At 56.7% G+C, this 18,451-nt stretch carries 8 protein-coding genes and 1 pseudogene; 4 read left to right on the plus strand and 5 right to left on the minus strand.

Going from position 1 to position 18,451, the window contains the following annotated elements; genetic code table 11:
• Positions 1 to 49 precede the first annotated feature (49 nt).
• Together MRY16398_RS07730 and MRY16398_RS07735 are read left to right on the plus strand one after the other, a co-directional pair.
• Positions 50 to 8,557, plus strand: coding sequence for a beta strand repeat-containing protein (locus tag MRY16398_RS07730; protein ID WP_172600631.1), 8,508 nt, complete (start codon positions 50 to 52; stop codon positions 8,555 to 8,557).
• Positions 8,554 to 11,244, plus strand: coding sequence for a tetratricopeptide repeat-containing sulfotransferase family protein (locus tag MRY16398_RS07735; protein ID WP_125124118.1), 2,691 nt, complete (start codon positions 8,554 to 8,556; stop codon positions 11,242 to 11,244). Before MRY16398_RS07730 ends, MRY16398_RS07735 begins: the two co-directional genes overlap by 4 nt.
• A 165-nt stretch (positions 11,245 to 11,409) precedes the next feature.
• On the opposite strand, the gene MRY16398_RS07740 is transcribed toward MRY16398_RS07735, so the two are convergent.
• The 5 genes from MRY16398_RS07740 to MRY16398_RS07760 all read right to left on the minus strand — a co-directional run bounded on the left by MRY16398_RS07740 (position 11,410) and on the right by MRY16398_RS07760 (position 15,416).
• A complete protein-coding gene (locus tag MRY16398_RS07740; protein ID WP_039079802.1) occupies positions 11,410 to 12,378 on the minus strand; it encodes a LacI family DNA-binding transcriptional regulator in 969 nt (322 codons plus the stop codon).
• Between the two features lie 62 nt (positions 12,379 to 12,440).
• On the minus strand, positions 12,441 to 13,379 hold the full coding sequence (locus tag MRY16398_RS07745) for an ROK family protein (RefSeq protein ID WP_125124119.1): 939 nt from the start codon (positions 13,377 to 13,379) through the stop codon (positions 12,441 to 12,443).
• Positions 13,380 to 13,432: 53 nt separating this feature from the next.
• Positions 13,433 to 13,738 carry a PTS N,N'-diacetylchitobiose transporter subunit IIA gene (gene chbA, locus MRY16398_RS07750; RefSeq protein WP_039079804.1) on the minus strand — a complete coding sequence of 102 codons (306 nt, stop codon included), beginning with the start codon at positions 13,736 to 13,738 and terminating at the stop codon, positions 13,433 to 13,435.
• A 27-nt stretch (positions 13,739 to 13,765) separates the two neighbouring features.
• Positions 13,766 to 15,091: a PTS sugar transporter subunit IIC gene (locus MRY16398_RS07755; protein WP_125124120.1), complete on the minus strand. Its 1,326-nt coding sequence runs from the start codon at positions 15,089 to 15,091 to the stop codon at positions 13,766 to 13,768.
• Between the two features lie 10 nt (positions 15,092 to 15,101).
• Entirely contained in the window at positions 15,102 to 15,416 is a 315-nt protein-coding gene (locus tag MRY16398_RS07760; RefSeq protein ID WP_039079806.1) for a PTS sugar transporter subunit IIB, read from the minus strand.
• A gap of 179 nt (positions 15,417 to 15,595) precedes the next feature.
• Here MRY16398_RS07760 and MRY16398_RS07765 point away from each other — a divergent pair.
• A pseudogene (locus MRY16398_RS07765) lies at positions 15,596 to 16,863 on the plus strand (PTS sugar transporter subunit IIC).
• A gap of 233 nt (positions 16,864 to 17,096) precedes the next feature.
• Positions 17,097 to 18,440, plus strand: coding sequence for a maltoporin (locus tag MRY16398_RS07770; protein WP_079496213.1), 1,344 nt, complete (start codon positions 17,097 to 17,099; stop codon positions 18,438 to 18,440).
• Positions 18,441 to 18,451 lie beyond the last annotated feature (11 nt).

Raw genomic sequence — 18,451 nt, forward strand, 5'->3', positions numbered from 1 at the left:
TCCTGTCCGCCCCAGAGAGAGATAACACATTATGAAACCCGAGACCCAGATGAAGCCACGCCAATATACGCTCAGTACCGGTAAAACCCGCATCTCCCTGCAGGCCGGGCAGACCAATATTCACAAAGCTGCGCCGGGTGAATCTTACCGGGTGCTTAAACGCCAGGGTGAAAATGATCAGGAAAAGCTGGCTGATGACGTAGTGGCTTCACGTCACGGACAGGATCTGCAACTGGACTATGCCGATGGCACCACGCTGACCCTACAGGGCTGGTATACCGAAAGCGATACCAGTGTAACCCTGCCTGCCGATGGCACTTCTACCCAGGTGATTACGCCGGGGAGCACCGAAGGGGCAGCCCTGTCTGACGGCAGCCATGTTCTTTATGCGCACGGTTCTCCTGACGCGCTGGCCAGCATGACCTCAGGCCACCCCGGGCTGGAAGGTATCTTAGCTGGCCTGCATGATGGCTCGGTAGTGACTGGCCATCCTGTCACGTACCTTCCTCAGTCGCACTCTTATGCGGGCTATATCGCCGCTGCCCTCGGGCTGGGGGGCGTGATCGGGGTTGCAGCGGCAAGCGGTGGCCATGGCGGGCATGATAAGGGTGGCGATAACAACAATAACGGTGGGGGAGAAACCCCGGTCCAGAACGCTGTTCAGCTTAATTTTGTCGGCGGCCCGGCGCTTAGCAGTAACGATTTGAAAGTAGAGATTTATCAGGCCGATGGCAAAACGCTGATTGGCACGGGGACTTTGGGGGCCGATGGCTCGGTCACGGTGTCTGCGGGCAGTTACACCGGCGTCGTTATTGTGAAACTTGTCAACAGCGGCAGCGCCGCTGACTACCTGGACGAAGCCACTGGCGCGGGTAAAGACCTCTCTGCTCAGCTTTGGAGTATGGGGGTTATCTCCGGAAACAACAGTACTCTTGTGCTCAATGTTAACGTGTTGACCACGCTCGCCTATACCAAGGCCCAGGAGGCCCTCGGTGGCACGCCTGACAATCCCGCCACCCTGAGCGCAACCCAGGTGACCGACACGGCAACGGCCATCAGTAACCTGTTTGGCGTGGATAACATTCTGAACACGACGGTTACCGCTACCAACGGCGGCAGTTTTGATGCTGCCGATGGCCTGAGTGCCGGTGAAAAATATGGCCTCCTGCTGGCGGCCTTCTCCGGTGCTGAAGCCAATGCGGGTGCGACCACCCAGACCATCCTGGACACCGTCGCTGCCGGAATTACACTCGGCAGCACTAACAATCTGTCCGATGGCGCGCAGTCGTTGCTGATTAAAGGCGCGGCGACCGCCAGTGATGCATCCGGCGGCGTCAGCCTCATTATTGATACCCATGCGCCTGTCTTTAGCAGCGCCACGACGGCCAGTGTGGATGAGAACATCGGGGCAGGTAAGGTGGTCTGGACTGCCGTTGCTACCGACCCCAGTCAATTCAGCTATAGCCTGGGCACCACCGGTGACAGCGCGCTGTTTAGCATCAATGCCTCTACCGGTGCGGTCACACTGACCGGCAACCCGGATTATGAAAGCAAAGCCAGCTACAGTTTCACCGTCGTCGCCACCGATGCCGCCGGCAATGCCAGCAGCCAGACGGTCACCCTGGCGGTTAATAACCTCGACGAAGTGGCACCGACCATCACCAGCGGCACGACGGCCACGGCGATCAACGAAAACAGCGGCGCGGGTCAGGTGATTTACACCGCCACGGCCACCGACAGCGGCGATATCAGCGGTGGGGTGACCTTCTCGCTTAAAGCGGGCAGCGACGCGGGGCTGACCATCAACCCGACCACCGGAGCGGTCACACTGACCGGCAACCCGGATTTTGAAAGCAAATCCAGCTACAGCTTCACCGTTGTTGCCACCGATGCGGCAGGCAATGCCAGCGACCGCACGGTCACCCTGGCGGTTAATAACCTCGACGAAGTGGCGCCGACGATCACCAGCGGCACGACGGCCACGGCGATCAACGAAAACAGCGGCGCGGGTCAGGTGATTTACACCGCCACGGCCACCGACAGCGGCGATATCAGCGGCGGGGTGACCTTCTCGCTCAAAGCGGGCAGCGACGCGGGTCTGACCATCAACCCGACCACCGGTGCGGTCACGCTGACCGGCAACCCGGATTTTGAAAGCAAATCCAGCTACAGCTTCACTGTCGTCGCCACCGATGCGGCAGGCAATGCCAGCGACCGCACGGTCACCCTGGCGGTTAACAACCTCGACGAAGTGGCGCCGACGATCACCAGCGGCACGACGGCCACGGCGATCAACGAAAACAGCGGTGCGGGTCAGGTGATTTACACCGCCACGGCCACCGACAGCGGCGATATCAGCGGTGGGGTGACCTTCTCGCTCAAAGCGGGCAGCGACGCGGGGCTGACCATCAACCCGACCACCGGTGCGGTCACACTGACCGGCAACCCGGATTTTGAAAGCAAATCCAGCTACAGCTTCACCGTTGTTGCCACCGATGCGGCAGGCAATGCCAGCGACCGCACGGTCACCCTGGGCATCAATAACCTCGATGAGGTCGCCCCCAGCTTCACCACGGGCAACAGCAGCGACAGCTTCGCCACCGCCACGGTGAGCGTTGCCGAGAACACCGCCACCAGCACCGCCATCTATACCGCGCAGGCCTTTGACAATGACGCCGCCGATGGTGGCGAGCACGTCACCTACAGCTTGATCGATGCGGATAATGGCGCAGACGCCCAGTATTTCACTATCGATGCGGCAACGGGTGCGGTCACTTTCAAAGCCAGCCCTGACTTTGAAGGTACCCACGCGCCTGCATACACCTTTATCGTCGCCGCCACTGACGCGGCAGGCCATGTGACCACGCAGACCGTCACCGTTAATGTCACCGATGTGGACGAAATCGCACCGACTGTCACACTCGACGGCAGCTCGACGGGGCCCGTGATGCTGAGCCCGGCGACGGGCTACATTTACCCCAACGGTTTCGACACAACCGCGCTGGGCGACGGTAGCTTCCTGGTGACATGGGCAGGCAACAACAATGGCAGCTACGGGATCTATGCGCAGCGCCTGAGCGCTCAGGGTGTGGCGATGGGCGATCCCGTACAGCTCGCATCAAGCGCGACCAACACTTACTCCAACGCGTTGGACAGCGTCATCAGTGTGACGGCCATTAATGATGCAGGGGCGTATGCCGTGGCCTGGACCGGCAAGAATAGCGCCAGCACTGACAGCAGCATCTATACGCAGTTGTTCAATGCTGACGGTAGCCCAATATCCGCAGCCGTGAAACTTGATGGGGCCGCTTCTGCGCAGGATATCGCCCCGCAGATCGCGACGCTTACCGATGGCAGCTATATCGTGACCTGGTACATCAACGGCGGCGGTGTCTACGTGCAGCGCTTTGATGACGCGGGTGTTGCCGTTGGCAACACCGTGCCACTGATTGCGCAAGGCTCCTCTAACAACGCCAGCCCGCAGGTGACCGTGCTGGACAGCGGTAGCTACGTGGTGACCTGGCAGGGCCAAACCTCCGGCGACTACCACATCTACGTGCAGCAGTTCGACGCTACTGGCACCGCTTCCACTAACACCCCGGTGGTGCTGGACGCCTCGACGGGAAACAGTACTAACTACGAAACCCTGCCGCAGATCACGGCGCTGGCTAACGGCGGCTATGTCGTTACCTGGTCCGGCTACAACTACAGCAACTCGAACTACAACAGCAGCACCTATGTGCAGCAGTTCGATGCCAACGGCGCCAGGGTTGGCAGCATCGTCGAACTGAACGGCGCGAGTAACAGTAATTTCGGTAGCGAATATACCTACCCGTACGTTGCAGCGCTGACCGGCGGTGGCTACGCCATCACATGGATGGAATATACCGATACAAACGGCTCCGACGATTACACTGTCTTTGTTCAACAGTTCTCTGCTGGCGGCAGCAAAGTGGGCGCTACCGTGCAACTGGACGCATCACACAACAATACGAGCAATAACTACGACGAATTACCGCGCATCACGGCGCTGGGCGATGGCGGCTATGTCGTTACCTGGATGAGTTTGGGCAGCTCGAATTGGGACGTCAATGTGCAGAAATTCGATGCCAGTGGCGGCCTGGTGGGCGGTGTCGTACAACTGCAAGCTTCCAGCGGCGCGACCGACCTCTATCCACAAGTCACCGCCGTTGGTACAAACGGCGAATACATGGTGACCTGGTACGGTTATGCCAGCGGCATTTCAGGCTATCACCTCTTTGTGCAGAAATTTAACGCCGACGGCAGCATCCACGAAAACCTCGTCGTGCTCAACCACGATGGCCACGCCACCGTGCAAAGTACCGAAAGTGGCACCATCTATCTCGTCAACGACAATGTCGTGGTCAGTCAGCTCAGCGACATTACGGGCGCCGCCAGCAACCAGTGGGCCAGCACGACTGTCACAGCCAATACCAGCGCAACTATCTCTGCCGCAAATCTCGCAGAAGGCACCTACCATGCTTATGCCGTCGATGCGGCAGGCAATCTTTCTGTTATTTCCGGCCGCAGTGTGTTGGTGGACAACACCGTACCTGTCTTCACCAGTGCTGCCACCGCCGCCGATATTACCGATAGCACTGCCGTCGGCGATACTGTCTACACCGCTGCCGCCACCGATGCGCACGGCGTGACCTACAGCCTGAGCGACACCCAGCACTTCCGTATCAACACCAGTACCGGCGTCGTGACGCTGCTCTCCAGCCCGGCCAGCGCCACTGGCGCGCAATTCAATGTTACCGCCACCGACGCCGCTGGCAACCAGACCACGCATACCGTCACCTACAACGTCGTCGACACCACGCCGCCTGCCGTCACGCTCACCCGCGACGTGGATGGCGTGGAGAACAGCAGCCAGACGGTCACCGTGCAGAGCACCGAGGCCGGCACGGTATATCTGGTCAGCGACAGCGTGACAGTGACGAATCTGGGCAGCCTCACCGCCGCCGCCGACAACCTGGTGAACAGCGTCGCCGTCGCGGCAAACGCTGGCACCACGCTGGCGCTGACTGGCCTTGCCGAAGGCACCTACCACGCTTATGCTGTGGACGCGTCCGGCAATGTCTCCGCCATCTCGGGTAGCAGCGTGATTGTGGACAACACCGCGCCTGTCTTCACCAGCGCTGCCACCGCCGCCGATATTACCGATAGTACTGCCGTCGGCGATACTGTCTACACCGCTGCCGCCACCGATGCGCACGGCGTCACCTACAGCCTGAGCGACACCGGGCACTTCCATATTAACGCCAGCACTGGCGTCGTGACGCTGCTCTCCAGCCCGGCTAAGGCCACCGGTGCGCAATTCACCGTCACCGCCACCGACGCCGCTGGCAACCAGACCACGCATACCGTCACCTACAACGTCGTCGATACCACGCCGCCTGCCGTCACGCTCACCCGCGACGTGGATGGCGTGGAGAACAGCAGCCAGACGGTCACCGTGCAGAGCACCGAGGCCGGCACGGTATATCTGGTCAGCGACAGCGTGACAGTGACGAATCTGGGCAGCCTCACCGCCGCCGCCGACAACCTGGTGAACAGCGTCGCCGTCGCGGCAAACGCCAGCACCACGCTGGCGCTGACTGGCCTTGCCGAAGGTACTTACCACGCTTATGCCGTTGATGCGGCAGGCAATCTTTCCATCATTTCCGGCAGCAGCGTGATTGTGGACAACACCGCGCCCGTTATCGCAGGCGGCGCCACCGCTACCGGCGCCACCATTGTTGGCGGCACGGCGGCTGGCACCCAGGTGTACGATGCCAACGCCACGGACGCCCATGCCATCACCTATAGCCTGGACGCGGACAGCCTCGCCAATTTCTCCATCAACCCCACCACCGGCGTCGTCACACTCAACAACGCCGCTATCGAGGGCAGCTATAACTTCATCGTTACCGCGACCGATGCCGCTGGCAACCATAGTAGCCAGACTGTCACCCTTAACGTCAGTGCTGGCCTTAATGGCAGCGCGTTGGTCTCGGGCAGTACCACCGACACATCCACCGAGATGAACATCAACGTCGGTCTGGAGAAACTGAGTAACGGCTACACGGTGCTGGAGTACATGAAGCAGACCGGCGGCGACAATATTTCCTGGGATCCGACCGGCCCGCTTTACGCTGGCGTTATTAAGGTGCTGGACGCGGGCAATAACGTCATCAAGACCGTCGACATCAGTATCCCCAATGGCTACACCATGATGGATACACAGATCAAGGCGCTGGCCAACGGCGGTTTCGTCGTGGCCTGGTCGCAGGTGGATACCGCTAATTACTCAGATTACAGCGTCCACTATGCGATCTATGACAACAGCGGCAATCTGCAATCCAGCAACACCCTGGCAGCCCCTGGTACCGGGGTCACCATCGCGGCGCAGAGCAGCGCGAATGGCGGTGATTTCGCGATCGCCTACCAGACGATGGGGACCGGGACCGATCAGCAGGAAGCTATTTCTGTCTTCCACTACAACGGCAGCGGACTCAGCTTCACCCAGGGCGCGCAGACCCTGATTGGTGGCAACAGTTCGAGCGCAAACTTCGGCGGTGTCGCCAGCCCGGCAGTGCAGTTGATGAAATTCCAGTTGACGCCGGGTGTGCTGACGGCACTGAGCGATGGCAGCTATGTGCTGGCGTCCGAGGTCTACGACTGGATAGGCACGCCCGGCCAGTCGGCTACAAGCACGCCTATCGGCGCCTTCATCTTCAAACTCGACGCCACCGGTTCGCTGGCCAACTTCGACAGCGGCACGACCTGGCAGCGCGTTAACTGGAACGACGAGCAGGGTTCGCCGACGAACGCCATTGCTTTCGATGGGGGGTTTGCTGTCTTTAGTCAGGAATATCGCACTGCGACCTGGCAGGTCACGCTCTATAACAACAACGGCACGCTCATCACCACCAACGTCCAGAGCAACACCGTTTATAACATGGGGACCCAGAGCTATCACGCCGTGGACGTTGGTGCGATGGACAAGTTGACCCATGATGAGTTGCAGTACAGCACCACCGGCTACCTGGCGGCATCAGCCACGGTGTACGACAACGGTACGGATCTGGTGTTCGTGTTCCCTGACGGTAACGGCGGCCTGAGCCAGGTCAGTATCTCCAAAACCACCGGCGAGCTGACCAGTGCGGTGACGGACACCGGTATCACGGTGCCCCAGGGCGGGCAGTTGTACAACGTGCGGATCGTCTCCGATGGCGCGGGCGGCCATGACATCACCTACTCTGTGCTGTTTGATAGCGACACAAGCGATGGCGGTAAGGCTGGCTATGCTGTCGGCGATATCTATCAGATTGGCCTGAACGCAGGTCCTGCTCCCGCGTTACCGATAGTGACCGATGCCCATATCGCCATCACCTCCACGCCAGGTGGCGCAGACGGCAGTACCTACAAGATTGGCGACACCGTCACCGCCGTATGGGATAACTCTGCCAGTGGCGACGCCAATACCAGCACAGTGACCGGCGTCACCATGGATTTCAGCCAGTTTGGCGCCAGCACGCCGGTGACGGCCTGGGACGATGGTACCCACGGCGATGTCACCGCTGGCGATGGTAAATATACGGCCCAATACACTATCGCCGCCGGCTCCATTAACAACGTTCATGGTCTCAACGTCTCTGTTACGGCCACCACGGCGAGCCACACCTCGGCCACTGCGGCGGACAGCACTGGTCTTACGGTAGACAGCACAGCGCCTGTGCTCTCCAGCAGCACGCCGCAGGATAACGGCGGCAGCGTTGCCACGGGCTCTAACCTGACACTGACCTTCAGCGAGAACGTGCAGGCCGGCAGCGGCCATATCACCCTCGTTAACGACGGCAACAGCAGTCTGAACAAGGTCATCGACATCACCGACAGTTCGCAGGTCTCTATCAGCGGTCACACGGTGACGGTCAACCCGACAACGGATCTGGCGGCTGGCGCAAACTACCATGTCCAAATCGACAGTACCGCGCTGCACGACGCGGCGGGGAATAACTATGCAGGTATCAGCACGTCGACGGGGTTGAATTTCACGACCGCTTCCGCCTCGGTCGGGGATCCTTCCATCGTGGTGTTCGACCTGACGACGGGACAAAGTTCCGAGCATAACGGGCGTGTCTTTGACGCCAATACCGCGTACACCATCTATATCAAGGTCAACAGCACTTACAGCCCGCTGGTTGGTCTGGATAGCAACGAAATGTGGTCGGGCGCGCAGAATCTGGGCACGGACGACAAGATTGTGCTGGTGGGCACGGGGAGTGATGTTAAGGGAAGCCATGGCGACGCAGTAATGGCGATGAATCACGGCGGCAATTACGTTAACTGGGTGGCGGGGTTCTCTTCTACGCTTTCTTCTAATGTCGCCGGCGTTGCCGCAAATGGCCAATTCGCTCGTGGTGGAAATAACGCGGATCTTTGGAACGGCACCTGGGCCGCGAACCCGAATTCGGATAATTCGTTTGCTCAGGCGTATCTGCAGGCGATGCCTGCCGGCGTCCTCACCTCGCAAGGGCTGGCGATACCATGACAGGTTCACTGATTCTGCTACGCCGTCTGGTCGAAATGCGGCAATTCGAGGCGCTGCAGGAGGCTGTCTTTAGCCTGCCTGCGCTCTCATCAGCAGAACAGGTGCTTTTGGCCCTGGCTCAGGCCCATTTGGGCCAGCCAGAGGCGGCCCGCCAGACGCTGGGGGTGCTGATCCCGGCTGAACTGGAGGTCGATGCCCGTGTCGACCTGGCTGCCGTGCATCTGCTTCTTGGGGAATCTGCCACGGCGCAGGCGCTGCTGGAAGCCACCCGCACCGAGGCACCAGACCACTCGCTTCTGCTGGCGCGTCTGGCTGCCTGTTATGTGCAGCATCAACGGGAGGAGGAGGCTATCCCCCTGTATGAATGCAGTCTGCGCCTGCAACCACGTATCGACGTCTATCAGCAACTGCTGCGTCTCTACCTGCAAAGTGAGGCGTTGCATCAGGCCGAAGAGACGCTGGCCGCCGCAGACCGCTTCTGGGCAGGCGAGCGGGAGCACTGGCCCGCACAGCAGGTGGCGCTGCACGATCAGCAACTGCGCGGCCTGCGTCTGGAGCTGTGGCTGGCCTGTGGCGACTTCGCCCGCGCTGATGCCTGGCTGGACGCACGCCATGCTGAACTGGCTGAGGACGATTACTGCGGCCTGCTGACCGGTTATGTTCAGCGTCTGGCCGAGCGAGGACGCCATGCCCAGGCCGAGGATGCGCTGCGCCATGGTCTGCGTCATTACCCGGAACATCCGGACCTGTACCTACAGCACGCTGAACTGGCTGAGTTGCAGGGGCGCATACCGCATGCCATTGCCTTGTTGCACCGTGCCATTAATCTGGCCGGGCAGCAGCAAAAAATAACGCTTCCTCTGCGCCTCAAGCTTGCCAGCGTCGCTACCCAGGGGCATCCGGCGTTGGTGCGTACAATGGCTGAACAGGCTCTTGAGGAGGCCGGGGCGCTGACGCCTTCACCCGATATGGACGCCGCGCAAATCGGTCACTGGCTGGCGCAGGCGCAAGTAGCACTGGCCGGTGCAGACGCGCAGGAACAGCGGTACGCCGGGGCAGAGGCGCGATACATCGACGTGCTACAGGCACATCCGCAACTGCTCCCGGCACTGCAAGGGCTGGGACAGTTATATATGCAATTGGGGCGTATCGACGAGGCTGTTGGGCTGTTCGAGCAAATTTTGGCGATCGATCCGGCACGCGGTCATGCGGCGCTGATCAATGCCCGTCGTTTTCCGCAAGATGAAGAGACGTTGATTCGCCTGGAAAATCTGGCGCGTCGGCCTGGCTTGTCCGGCCCGGTGCAGCCTGGATTGCTGCTGCAACTGGCTGCCGCCTGGGAAAAACGCAAAGAGTACGCCAGAGCCTTCACCCTGGCCAACGAAGCCAATGCCGCCCACCGCGCACTTCTACGTTACGATCCGGTTGCACACCGACAAAGCTGCGCGCGTATCCGCCACGCATTCAGCCGTTCGCTCTACGATCACCGGCGCCACATCGGCAACGATTCAACGCTGCCGGTATTCGTACTGGGTATGCCGCGTTCCGGTACGACGCTGATTGAACAGATTCTGGCGGGGCACAGCCAAATCCACGGCGCGGGCGAACTGGGGGTGATTCCCAGCACGATCGCCAGGCTGGAACGCTGGGAGCGTCATACGGGGTCAGGACACCATTATCCGGACTGTGTGGACGATCTGTCGGCCGATGTCGTGGCGGGTATCACCGCCAGCCTGCTCAAGGAACTGCGGGAAACCGTGCCAGAAAACGCTTCTGAGGTTCGGCATGTGGTGGACAAGCTGCCGCACAATTTCGAGAACATTGGTCTTATCAAGCTGCTGTTCCCGAACGCGCGGATAATCTCAGTGCGACGCGACCCGCGTGATATCGCTATCTCCAACTACTTCACCGACTACGCAGCCAAACATGGCGGTATGGGCTTCGCCTATGATTTGCAATGGATTGGTGAACAACTGGCCGACCACAATCTGTTGATGCACCACTGGAACCAGCTATTCCCCGGCGAAATTCTTGAGGTGCGCTACGAGGATGTCGTCTCTGACCCGGAGCGTGAGGCGCGCCGCATGCTCGCTTATCTGGGCGTGCAGTGGGAGCCACAGGTGCTCGACACGTCTGAACTGGACAGGCCGGTCAAGACCGCCAGTGTGTGGCAGGTGCGTCAGCCTATCTATCAGACCGCGCGCGAACGCTGGCGGCGTTACGCGGACTTTCTGGCGCCGCTTACCGCGGGAACCAATGCGAAGATCGTGCATGAGCCTGTTGAGATGGTAAGCCTGCCGGTGCCGGGAATGCAGACCGAGGGTATCGTCTACTATCGTCAGGGAAAACTTGATGAAGCCGAGATGCTTTTCAGACGCCTGTTGCACCATCTGCCCGAACACGCTACCGCGCATTTCATGGTAGGCCTGATTTATGTTCGCAAAGGGCACCTGGCCGATGGCATCGGGCACATGGAAAAGGGACTCCAGGCCTGCCCATGGAATGCCAACTGGCGACGCGATCTGGCGCAGGCCTACGAATTGGCGGGGCAACCGGAAAAAGCACAGGCGTTAAGGTCGCGCCACGTCAGCACGGATGACCGTGTGATGAGCGTAATAGACGTTGACCAGGATGACGCTGTTTCTCTGGATTTCTCCATTCGCACCTCCGCGACGCGGCCGTTTTAGTGAGCCGCGGCAGTAGCGCGAATATCTTATGGCGGAATGTCGCGCGCTGACGGCGTAAACGGGGCAGGGCAGAAGGATAAGGGCAGGCAAGGTCATCTACAGCGACAGAATCGTGCTCCTTATGTTGAGGTTTTCCCGCTGCGCCCATTTACGCGAAAGGGAATTTCACATCGCGTTAATATCGGTTACCGATGCGCGTGCCACCAGGCGTCCGGTAATCGATTTGCCCTCTTCCACAAAGACAGGGTGCCCATCAATCAATGACTGAATACGTTGTATACATTGTTCCAGCAATTGATCGACAGGGTAAGCGATGCAGGTCAGCGGAGGATAAAGCAACGCGGCAAGCGGGGAATCCTCAAGGCTGACGATAGAGACTTCTTGCGGTACGGCGATATTAAATTCACGCAATAAACGCATGGCCTCGGCGGCGTAGCTGTCGCGTTTGGCAATGATTGCCGTGTATTTTGTAAAACTGTTTATGAGTTTTAACAATGCCTGTTCGATATTGTTGTTGGCCATAACCAGCAACTGGCGGTTAAACGGTAGCGAGTAATTCTGCAAAACGCTGCGATACCCTTCCAGCATCTGCTTACTGGCAACGTCGTCTTCATTATCAACGAGCAAGGCAATATTGCGGTGCCCTTTCCCGAGCACATAACGACAGGCGCTTTCTGCCGCGAAAGCATAGTTATAGCCCTGGTTGGCGCTTCCTTTGGTGGAAAAGGCGTCAAAGGCGATGACATTGGCTGGCATATCGCTACTGGCATGACTTAAGGTCACCACAGCCGCGCATTGATGATGCAGACTGTGTATGGCGGCTTTTTGCTCATTTTCATCATTAACGTACTGAATCAGTAATGATTTATTGAGTGCTTTCACCGCAAGCGACAGGCGAGGCAAAAGCGTCGCGCTGAAACTGGCTTCATGAGCGGGCAACACCATACCGATATAACCTGATGTATTACTGGCCAGCGTCTGCGCCGCAAAACTGGGACGGTAGTCGAGCACTTCAACGGCTTTTAACACCGCTTCACGGCTATCGTCGCGCACGCCACGTGTGCCGGTCAGCACGCGTGAAACCGTGGCGCGGGAAACATTGGCTAATTTTGCAACATCATCAATAGTAGGCATGGTGTTTTCTGTATGGCGATTTTCTCCCAATAATACCATAAATGCAGACCAGTTTTAGTCACTTACGCCGTACGGCGCGCCGTATCAGTTTGGTGTGAATGAAGCGTGGGTAGCCATGCAGCGCCGCGAACCCCGCTGGCGTCGCCGAACCTGGCTTTCACAATAGCAGTGTGACAAGAGGATGAAAAAATGTACCTCTTGATAGCTGGTGGAAGGTCGCGATAGATCGATGCAACGTTAGAAAGGCCGCCGCCAATGACAATGACATGCGGATCGAGCGTATTGATAACCCCGGCGATGCTGCGCGCAAAAGCGTCGATAAAGTGCTGATAATGGGCGAATGCCAGCGGATCGCCTGCTTCGGCTGCGGCAATGATCGACTCCGTGCTTAGCTGGCTTTCCTGTTTCTCATTGAAACGACGGCTAAATCCGGTGCCGGAAATATAGCTTTCAATACAGTTCTCATGCAGACAATAGCAGTGCTGAATCGGGCCATCTTTTTCTGCTGTCCAGCCTGGCAGTGGATTGTGTCCCCATTCGCCTGCAATGGCGTTGGGGCCGCTGAGTAACTGTCCATTCACCACCACGCCGCCGCCGCATCCGGTGCCGATAATAACGCCAAACACCGTCCCATAACCCTTGCCCGCACCGTCGATGGCCTCGGAGAGGGTAAAACAGTCGGCATCGTTGGCCAGAAAAACCGGTTGTTCCAGGCGACAGGCCAGATCTTTTGCTAAATTTTCGCCATTCAGCACCAGACAATTACAATTCTTGATAAGATCGGTTTCCGGGTCTATCGCGCCCGGCAGCCCAATCCCGATGGTAAATTCCTGCTTCTGTTCGGTTTTGATGTATTCCACCATCCCGACGAGATGATGAAGAAATCCGGCGTAGTCGGCTTTATACGTTGGACGCCGCTCACGAAAACGAACGGTGCCGTTTTGGTCCAGCAGTACCGCTTCCATTTTTGTACCGCCAATATCAAGGCCAAGGTGAAGCATTGTCATCCTCCAGTAAAAGAAGAGAGGCTGTGCCTCTCTTCGGTGTCGTGCAATTAATGGCGCGTGCGGTAAATCTCGATAAGTTCCGTCACTAACTCTTTCGCAAGGATGGAGGTCATCAGGTGGTCCTGGGCATGCACCATCACCAGCGTCATTTTGGTTTTTCCTTCGCCTTCATCGGCTTCAATAAGCTGGGTCTGGACTAAATGCGCTTCACGGGCAAAGTGTTGCGCCTGCTGCATTTTTTCATCAGCATCGGCAAAATTGCCTTCTTTGGCGCTCTGCAATGCTTCATAGCACAGGCTGCGTGATTGTCCGGCATTGATGATAATGCCCATGACTTGCTCTTCTAATTCCATAACATCCTCTGAGTTCGGTTATTGCAGTTATGCGGTTTCTGACTGGCCTGTAGCACCGGATGGCTGATTTTCAGCGGTATCTTGTGCAAGCAGCTGTTTTTCGTAGGCTTTAAAGAACGGAAAATACATGGCGGTGGCGCTGACCATACAAATGAGACACATAATGACAGGGCTAAAAGCCCAGTTCGCCGCCCAGGAGGCGCCGATCGGCGCCGGCGTGGTCCACGGGGTCATCGAGACCACACGGGCGACCAGGCCAAAGTCGAGTGCCAGGTAGGCCAGGGTCGCATTGACCATCGGCACAAGCACAAACGGAAGGAAGAACAGCGGGTTCATAATGATCGGTGCACCAAACAGAATGGGTTCATTGATGTTGAACATACCAGGAACGATACCCATACGGCCGATAGTGCGCAGGTGCACGGCTTTGCTGCGAATCAACAGCAGCGCCAGCGGTAAGGTTGAACCTACGCCGCCGATCAGCAGATAGTGATCCCAAAAACCCTGCACATAAATGTGGGGAATGGCGGTGCCTGCGGCAATGGCCGCCTGGTTGACGGACAGGTTCGCCATCCAGAAAGGGTTCATAATGCCGGTGACGATCAGCGCGCCATGGATCCCGGCAAACCACAGGATCTGGCACACCAGCACAGAGAGCAAAATAGCCGGTAAGGTGTCCGACGCGGCGACCAGCGGTTTAACCAGCGACATGATCGCTTCCGGGATGATCATGCCAAATTGGGCTTCAATAACCAGATTCAGCGGATGCAGCGTCAGCACCACGGCAAGAACCGGGATGAGGATTTCGAACGAACGTGCCACCCCGGTCGGGACTTCAGGCGGCAGGCGGATGGTGATGTTGTTCCGACGCAGGAAGGCGTACAGCTCCGTGGTATAGATGGCGACCAGCAGGGCGGTGAAAATCCCCTGGCCGGAGAAATACGCCGTCGAAATTTGCCCATCTTTAAGCGGCGCGGCGATAAGCAAAAAGCCCATCAGCGAGAGCATGCCTGACGTCAGTGGATCCAGTTCATGATGGCGGGCGAGACTGGCGGCAACCCCGACAGAAATAAATATCGTCATGATGCCCATGCTGAAATAGTACGGCAGCATCAGGTTGGCGCGATGATCGAGCGAGAATTGCAGCCAGGCGCGTGCGAATCCCCAGGTGGTGTCGGGGGAAAAGGGCGGAAAAATAAACACCAGCATAAAAGAGCCAACAATCATAAACGGCAGCGCAAGGATGAAACCGTCACGAATAGAGGTAACGTATTTTTGCTGGCCGACGGCGCCGGCCAGCGGCGTGATTTTTTGCTCAATCACCGCGATTAATTTCGAGTACAGAGAACTCATGGCGTGTCCCTTATTTTTTATTGTCGATTAATGAAAGGGCAAAATCTAAAACTGCTGCACCCTTCTGCATCCCGTAATCCATCATGTTGATGGGCTCAACGCGAATACCGTAGGCATTCGCTTTATGTTGCAGATCCTTCTGCATGTACTTCACTTGCGGGCCAAGAAGAACGACCTCGTAATGCCCCACTTGTTGTTCAAATTCCGCGACACCAAAGGCTTTGATATCAACGTCCAGACCGCGCTTTTCCGCTTCTTCCACCATTTTTTTCACCAGCAAGCTGGTCGACATGCCAGCGGAACAACAAAGCATGATTTTTTTCATGAAAAGACTCCTGACTGTGTGACGAGAATGGGCGCACTATAGACTTTTTGGATTCAGAACGGAAAGCGCTTTCCATAGATGGATGCATTAAATGTGAGCACGATCACCAGTTTGAGACTTTCACTTTGGATCGATGTAAGCGATGATCCCGCGACTTCGTGGATTAAATAGGTTCCATCATGAACATTCAGTTTATGAATGTTGTTGTTGTGCTGATCGAGCAACGGATTACCCCTTTTGCCAATATGCTCACCCGCAGCCAGCACATCACCGCCATGCGCGACAGTTTTGCGCTGGCAATGCCTTTTGTTATCGTCGGTAGCCTGATGGTGCCGTTGATCTTTCCGCCTGTTTCCATTAACCCTTTCTCGTGGTTTGGCGGTTACTACCAGTTTGTTCGCCCGATGCTTTTACCCACCTTTGAACTGACGATTGGTCTGGTGGCGTTAATCATTGCCTTTGGGGCCAGCGCCAGTCTTGCCAAGCAATACCAGTTGCCGGAAAGGTTATCGGGCCTGACAGGGTGCATAAGTTTTCTGCTCTTTATTGGCTTTAAAACCACGGATGGGAGCAATGTTTATTTAGGAGGGTTAGGGATATTTAGCGCGTTGATATCAAGCTTTTATAGTATTGAAGTTATTAGATTTTTTTACAATAAAGGCTGGTGTATACGCCTGCCGGATGAGGTGCCGGTGATGACGCGCAATGGTTTCCAGCTCCTTGTGCCGTTGCTGGTGGTGATGCTGTCTGTCACGGCGGTAAATATGACGTTAAAGCTGACCACCGGCATGATCCTCCCGGGTCTGATAAGCGAAGCCTTTCGCCCGTTAATTATCGCTTCTGATACGCTGACGGCTATTCTTATCTCTTTGATTATTTGCAATTTATTATGGTTTGTCGGCATCCATGGCGCCTTAATTGTGACCGGCATCATAAATCCCTTCTGGATGACTTATCTGTTTGAAAACCAGCAGGCGCTGGCAAGCGGGCAGGCACAGCTTCCCCATATTTATCTGCAGGGTTTCTGGGATTTCTATCTGCTGATTGGCGGAATAGGCTCCACCTTACCACTGATCTTTATGGCGCTACGCAGCCGTTCCCGGCAGTTGAAAAGCGTCGGGAAACTTGGCTTTATTCCCTCGCTGTTTAATATCAACGAACCTATTCTGTTTGGCTTTCCGGTTATCCTTAACCCCATATTTTTAATCCCTTTTATTTTCGTTCCTGTCATCAATGCCTGTATTGCCTGGTATCTCACACACCTTGGCGTACTGGACCGCGCCGTGGCGATGTTGCCCTGGTCAATGCCATCGCCGCTGCCTGGTCAGCAAACGGCAGTTGGAAAAACATGTTTATGTGCCTGTTTGCGTTGTTCAACTCCTGGATGATCTACCGGCCATTTTTTAGGGTGTATGAACGCCAGTTATTGGATGCAGAGAGTAAGTAAACCTGCCGCCGTTTCCCGGCCAGCGCGATGACCGCGCTGGCTTTTTTATAACTCACACCCATTTATGTGATTTTCATCACGTTATCATTGCCATTATTCTCGATTTTGTGATTTGATCCGGCAATTATGGAAAGCGCTTTCCGTATCTGGATGTACTTTTCCTTTTTTGATCCGTAAATTTCCCTTCGCGCCAATAAGACGCTCTTTCACTCAGAAAAAGAAAAAGGAAAATCATGAACAGGTTGAACCGATTAATACCTCTGGCCTTACTCATTAACGCTGCACTCTGCGCGAACGCCCAGGCTGAGGAGGTCAAGGCATATGACTTCACGCTTCACGGCTATATTCGTTCCGGCATTCTGGCGAATTCCGATGGCAACCGCGTCGACTCCGTAGGATTGATGCCCGACGGAAAATGGCGTCTGGGGAACGAAGAAGACACCAAAATCGAATTAATTCCACAGGTTACGCTGAAATCAACATCAGGCGCGGTGGCAAAAATTCAGGCCAATATTACCCATCAGAGCAAATGTACCGCTGACTGGAACTGCCGGGACGACGATGGCCATGACGCGCAATTCCGCGAAGGGTTTGTTGAATTAAGCAACCTCGACTTTGCCCCGGACATCACCTTCTGGGGCGGCAAGCGCTACAGCAGTTCCAATACCTCAAGTCATCAGTACGACTGGGAATACATTCAGTACAACGGTACCGGTGGCGGTTTCGATCATATGGATCTCGGTTTTGCGAGCCTGGATGCCGGTGTCTACGCCTTCTCTCCGACCGATGAAACCAAAGCCTATCCTGTTGATAAGGGCGATCAGGGGTATCCGGATGACTATTCCCTCAACGTGTGGTTGAAGAAAATCGGCGGCACCGGCCTGGATCTTGAATTCGTCGGTCATCACATGAACCGCAACGAAAACCATCCAACGTCTGCTGAAAAAGGCTATGGCATCACCGGGGTTTACAATTTTGATGGTTTCTGGGGACTGACCGGCGGCTATTCAAAACTGGTTATGCAGTATGGACGCGGCCTGGGGGCGGGGGATTCGCTGGGTAAAAATGGCTGGGGTTGGGCCAACCTGGACGATACCCAGTCGTGGCGCGTCATACTGGATAGCATGGCGTCAGTGAATAACGTTGATATCTCGACCTTCGCTTATTACCAGAAGGATAAAAATTACCGCTGGTGGAGCAGCGATGCTGACGGCTGGGGCCGCACGCGCTGGGTTGCCGGGGTTCGTCCGTATCACCAGATAACTAAGAATTTCGCCATGCAGTATGAAGTAGGCTACGAGTATCTGGATGATGAAAACTACAAAGGTGTGAATGGCAAAGGTAAAGGGGGGCTGACGAAAGTGACCGTCGCGCCAACCCTGACGTTCGACTCGGGTTACTGGAGTCGCCCGCAGTTGCGCTTCTTTGTAACGTACGCCAAATGGGATAAAGGCGTATCTGATGCCCTGGACGGCAACTATGACTGGAGCACCAACACCATCTCCGCCGGGGGGTACAGCCGCAGCGGCAGTACGGACACCGTAAACTTTGGCGTTCAGGCTGAAGTGTGGTTCTAAGGAGAGATGAA

This window comes from Phytobacter sp. MRY16-398, from assembly GCF_003925915.1.
Taxonomy (GTDB): Bacteria; Pseudomonadota; Gammaproteobacteria; order Enterobacterales; family Enterobacteriaceae; genus Phytobacter; species Phytobacter diazotrophicus.

Excerpts from the sequence above, each read along its gene's own strand:
- MRY16398_RS07730 (WP_172600631.1), top strand. The coding sequence starts at position 50 with ATGAAGCCACGCCAATATACGCTCAGTACCGGTAAAACCCGCATCTCC.
- MRY16398_RS07755 (WP_125124120.1), bottom strand. The coding sequence starts at position 15,091 with ATGAGTTCTCTGTACTCGAAATTAATCGCGGTGATTGAGCAAAAAATC.
- chbA (WP_039079804.1), bottom strand. The coding sequence starts at position 13,738 with ATGGAATTAGAAGAGCAAGTCATGGGCATTATCATCAATGCCGGACAA.
- MRY16398_RS07760 (WP_039079806.1), bottom strand. The coding sequence starts at position 15,416 with ATGAAAAAAATCATGCTTTGTTGTTCCGCTGGCATGTCGACCAGCTTG.
- MRY16398_RS07745 (WP_125124119.1), bottom strand. The coding sequence starts at position 13,379 with ATGCTTCACCTTGGCCTTGATATTGGCGGTACAAAAATGGAAGCGGTA.
- MRY16398_RS07740 (WP_039079802.1), bottom strand. The coding sequence starts at position 12,378 with ATGCCTACTATTGATGATGTTGCAAAATTAGCCAATGTTTCCCGCGCC.
- MRY16398_RS07735 (WP_125124118.1), top strand. The coding sequence starts at position 8,554 with ATGACAGGTTCACTGATTCTGCTACGCCGTCTGGTCGAAATGCGGCAA.
- MRY16398_RS07770 (WP_079496213.1), top strand. The coding sequence starts at position 17,097 with ATGAACAGGTTGAACCGATTAATACCTCTGGCCTTACTCATTAACGCT.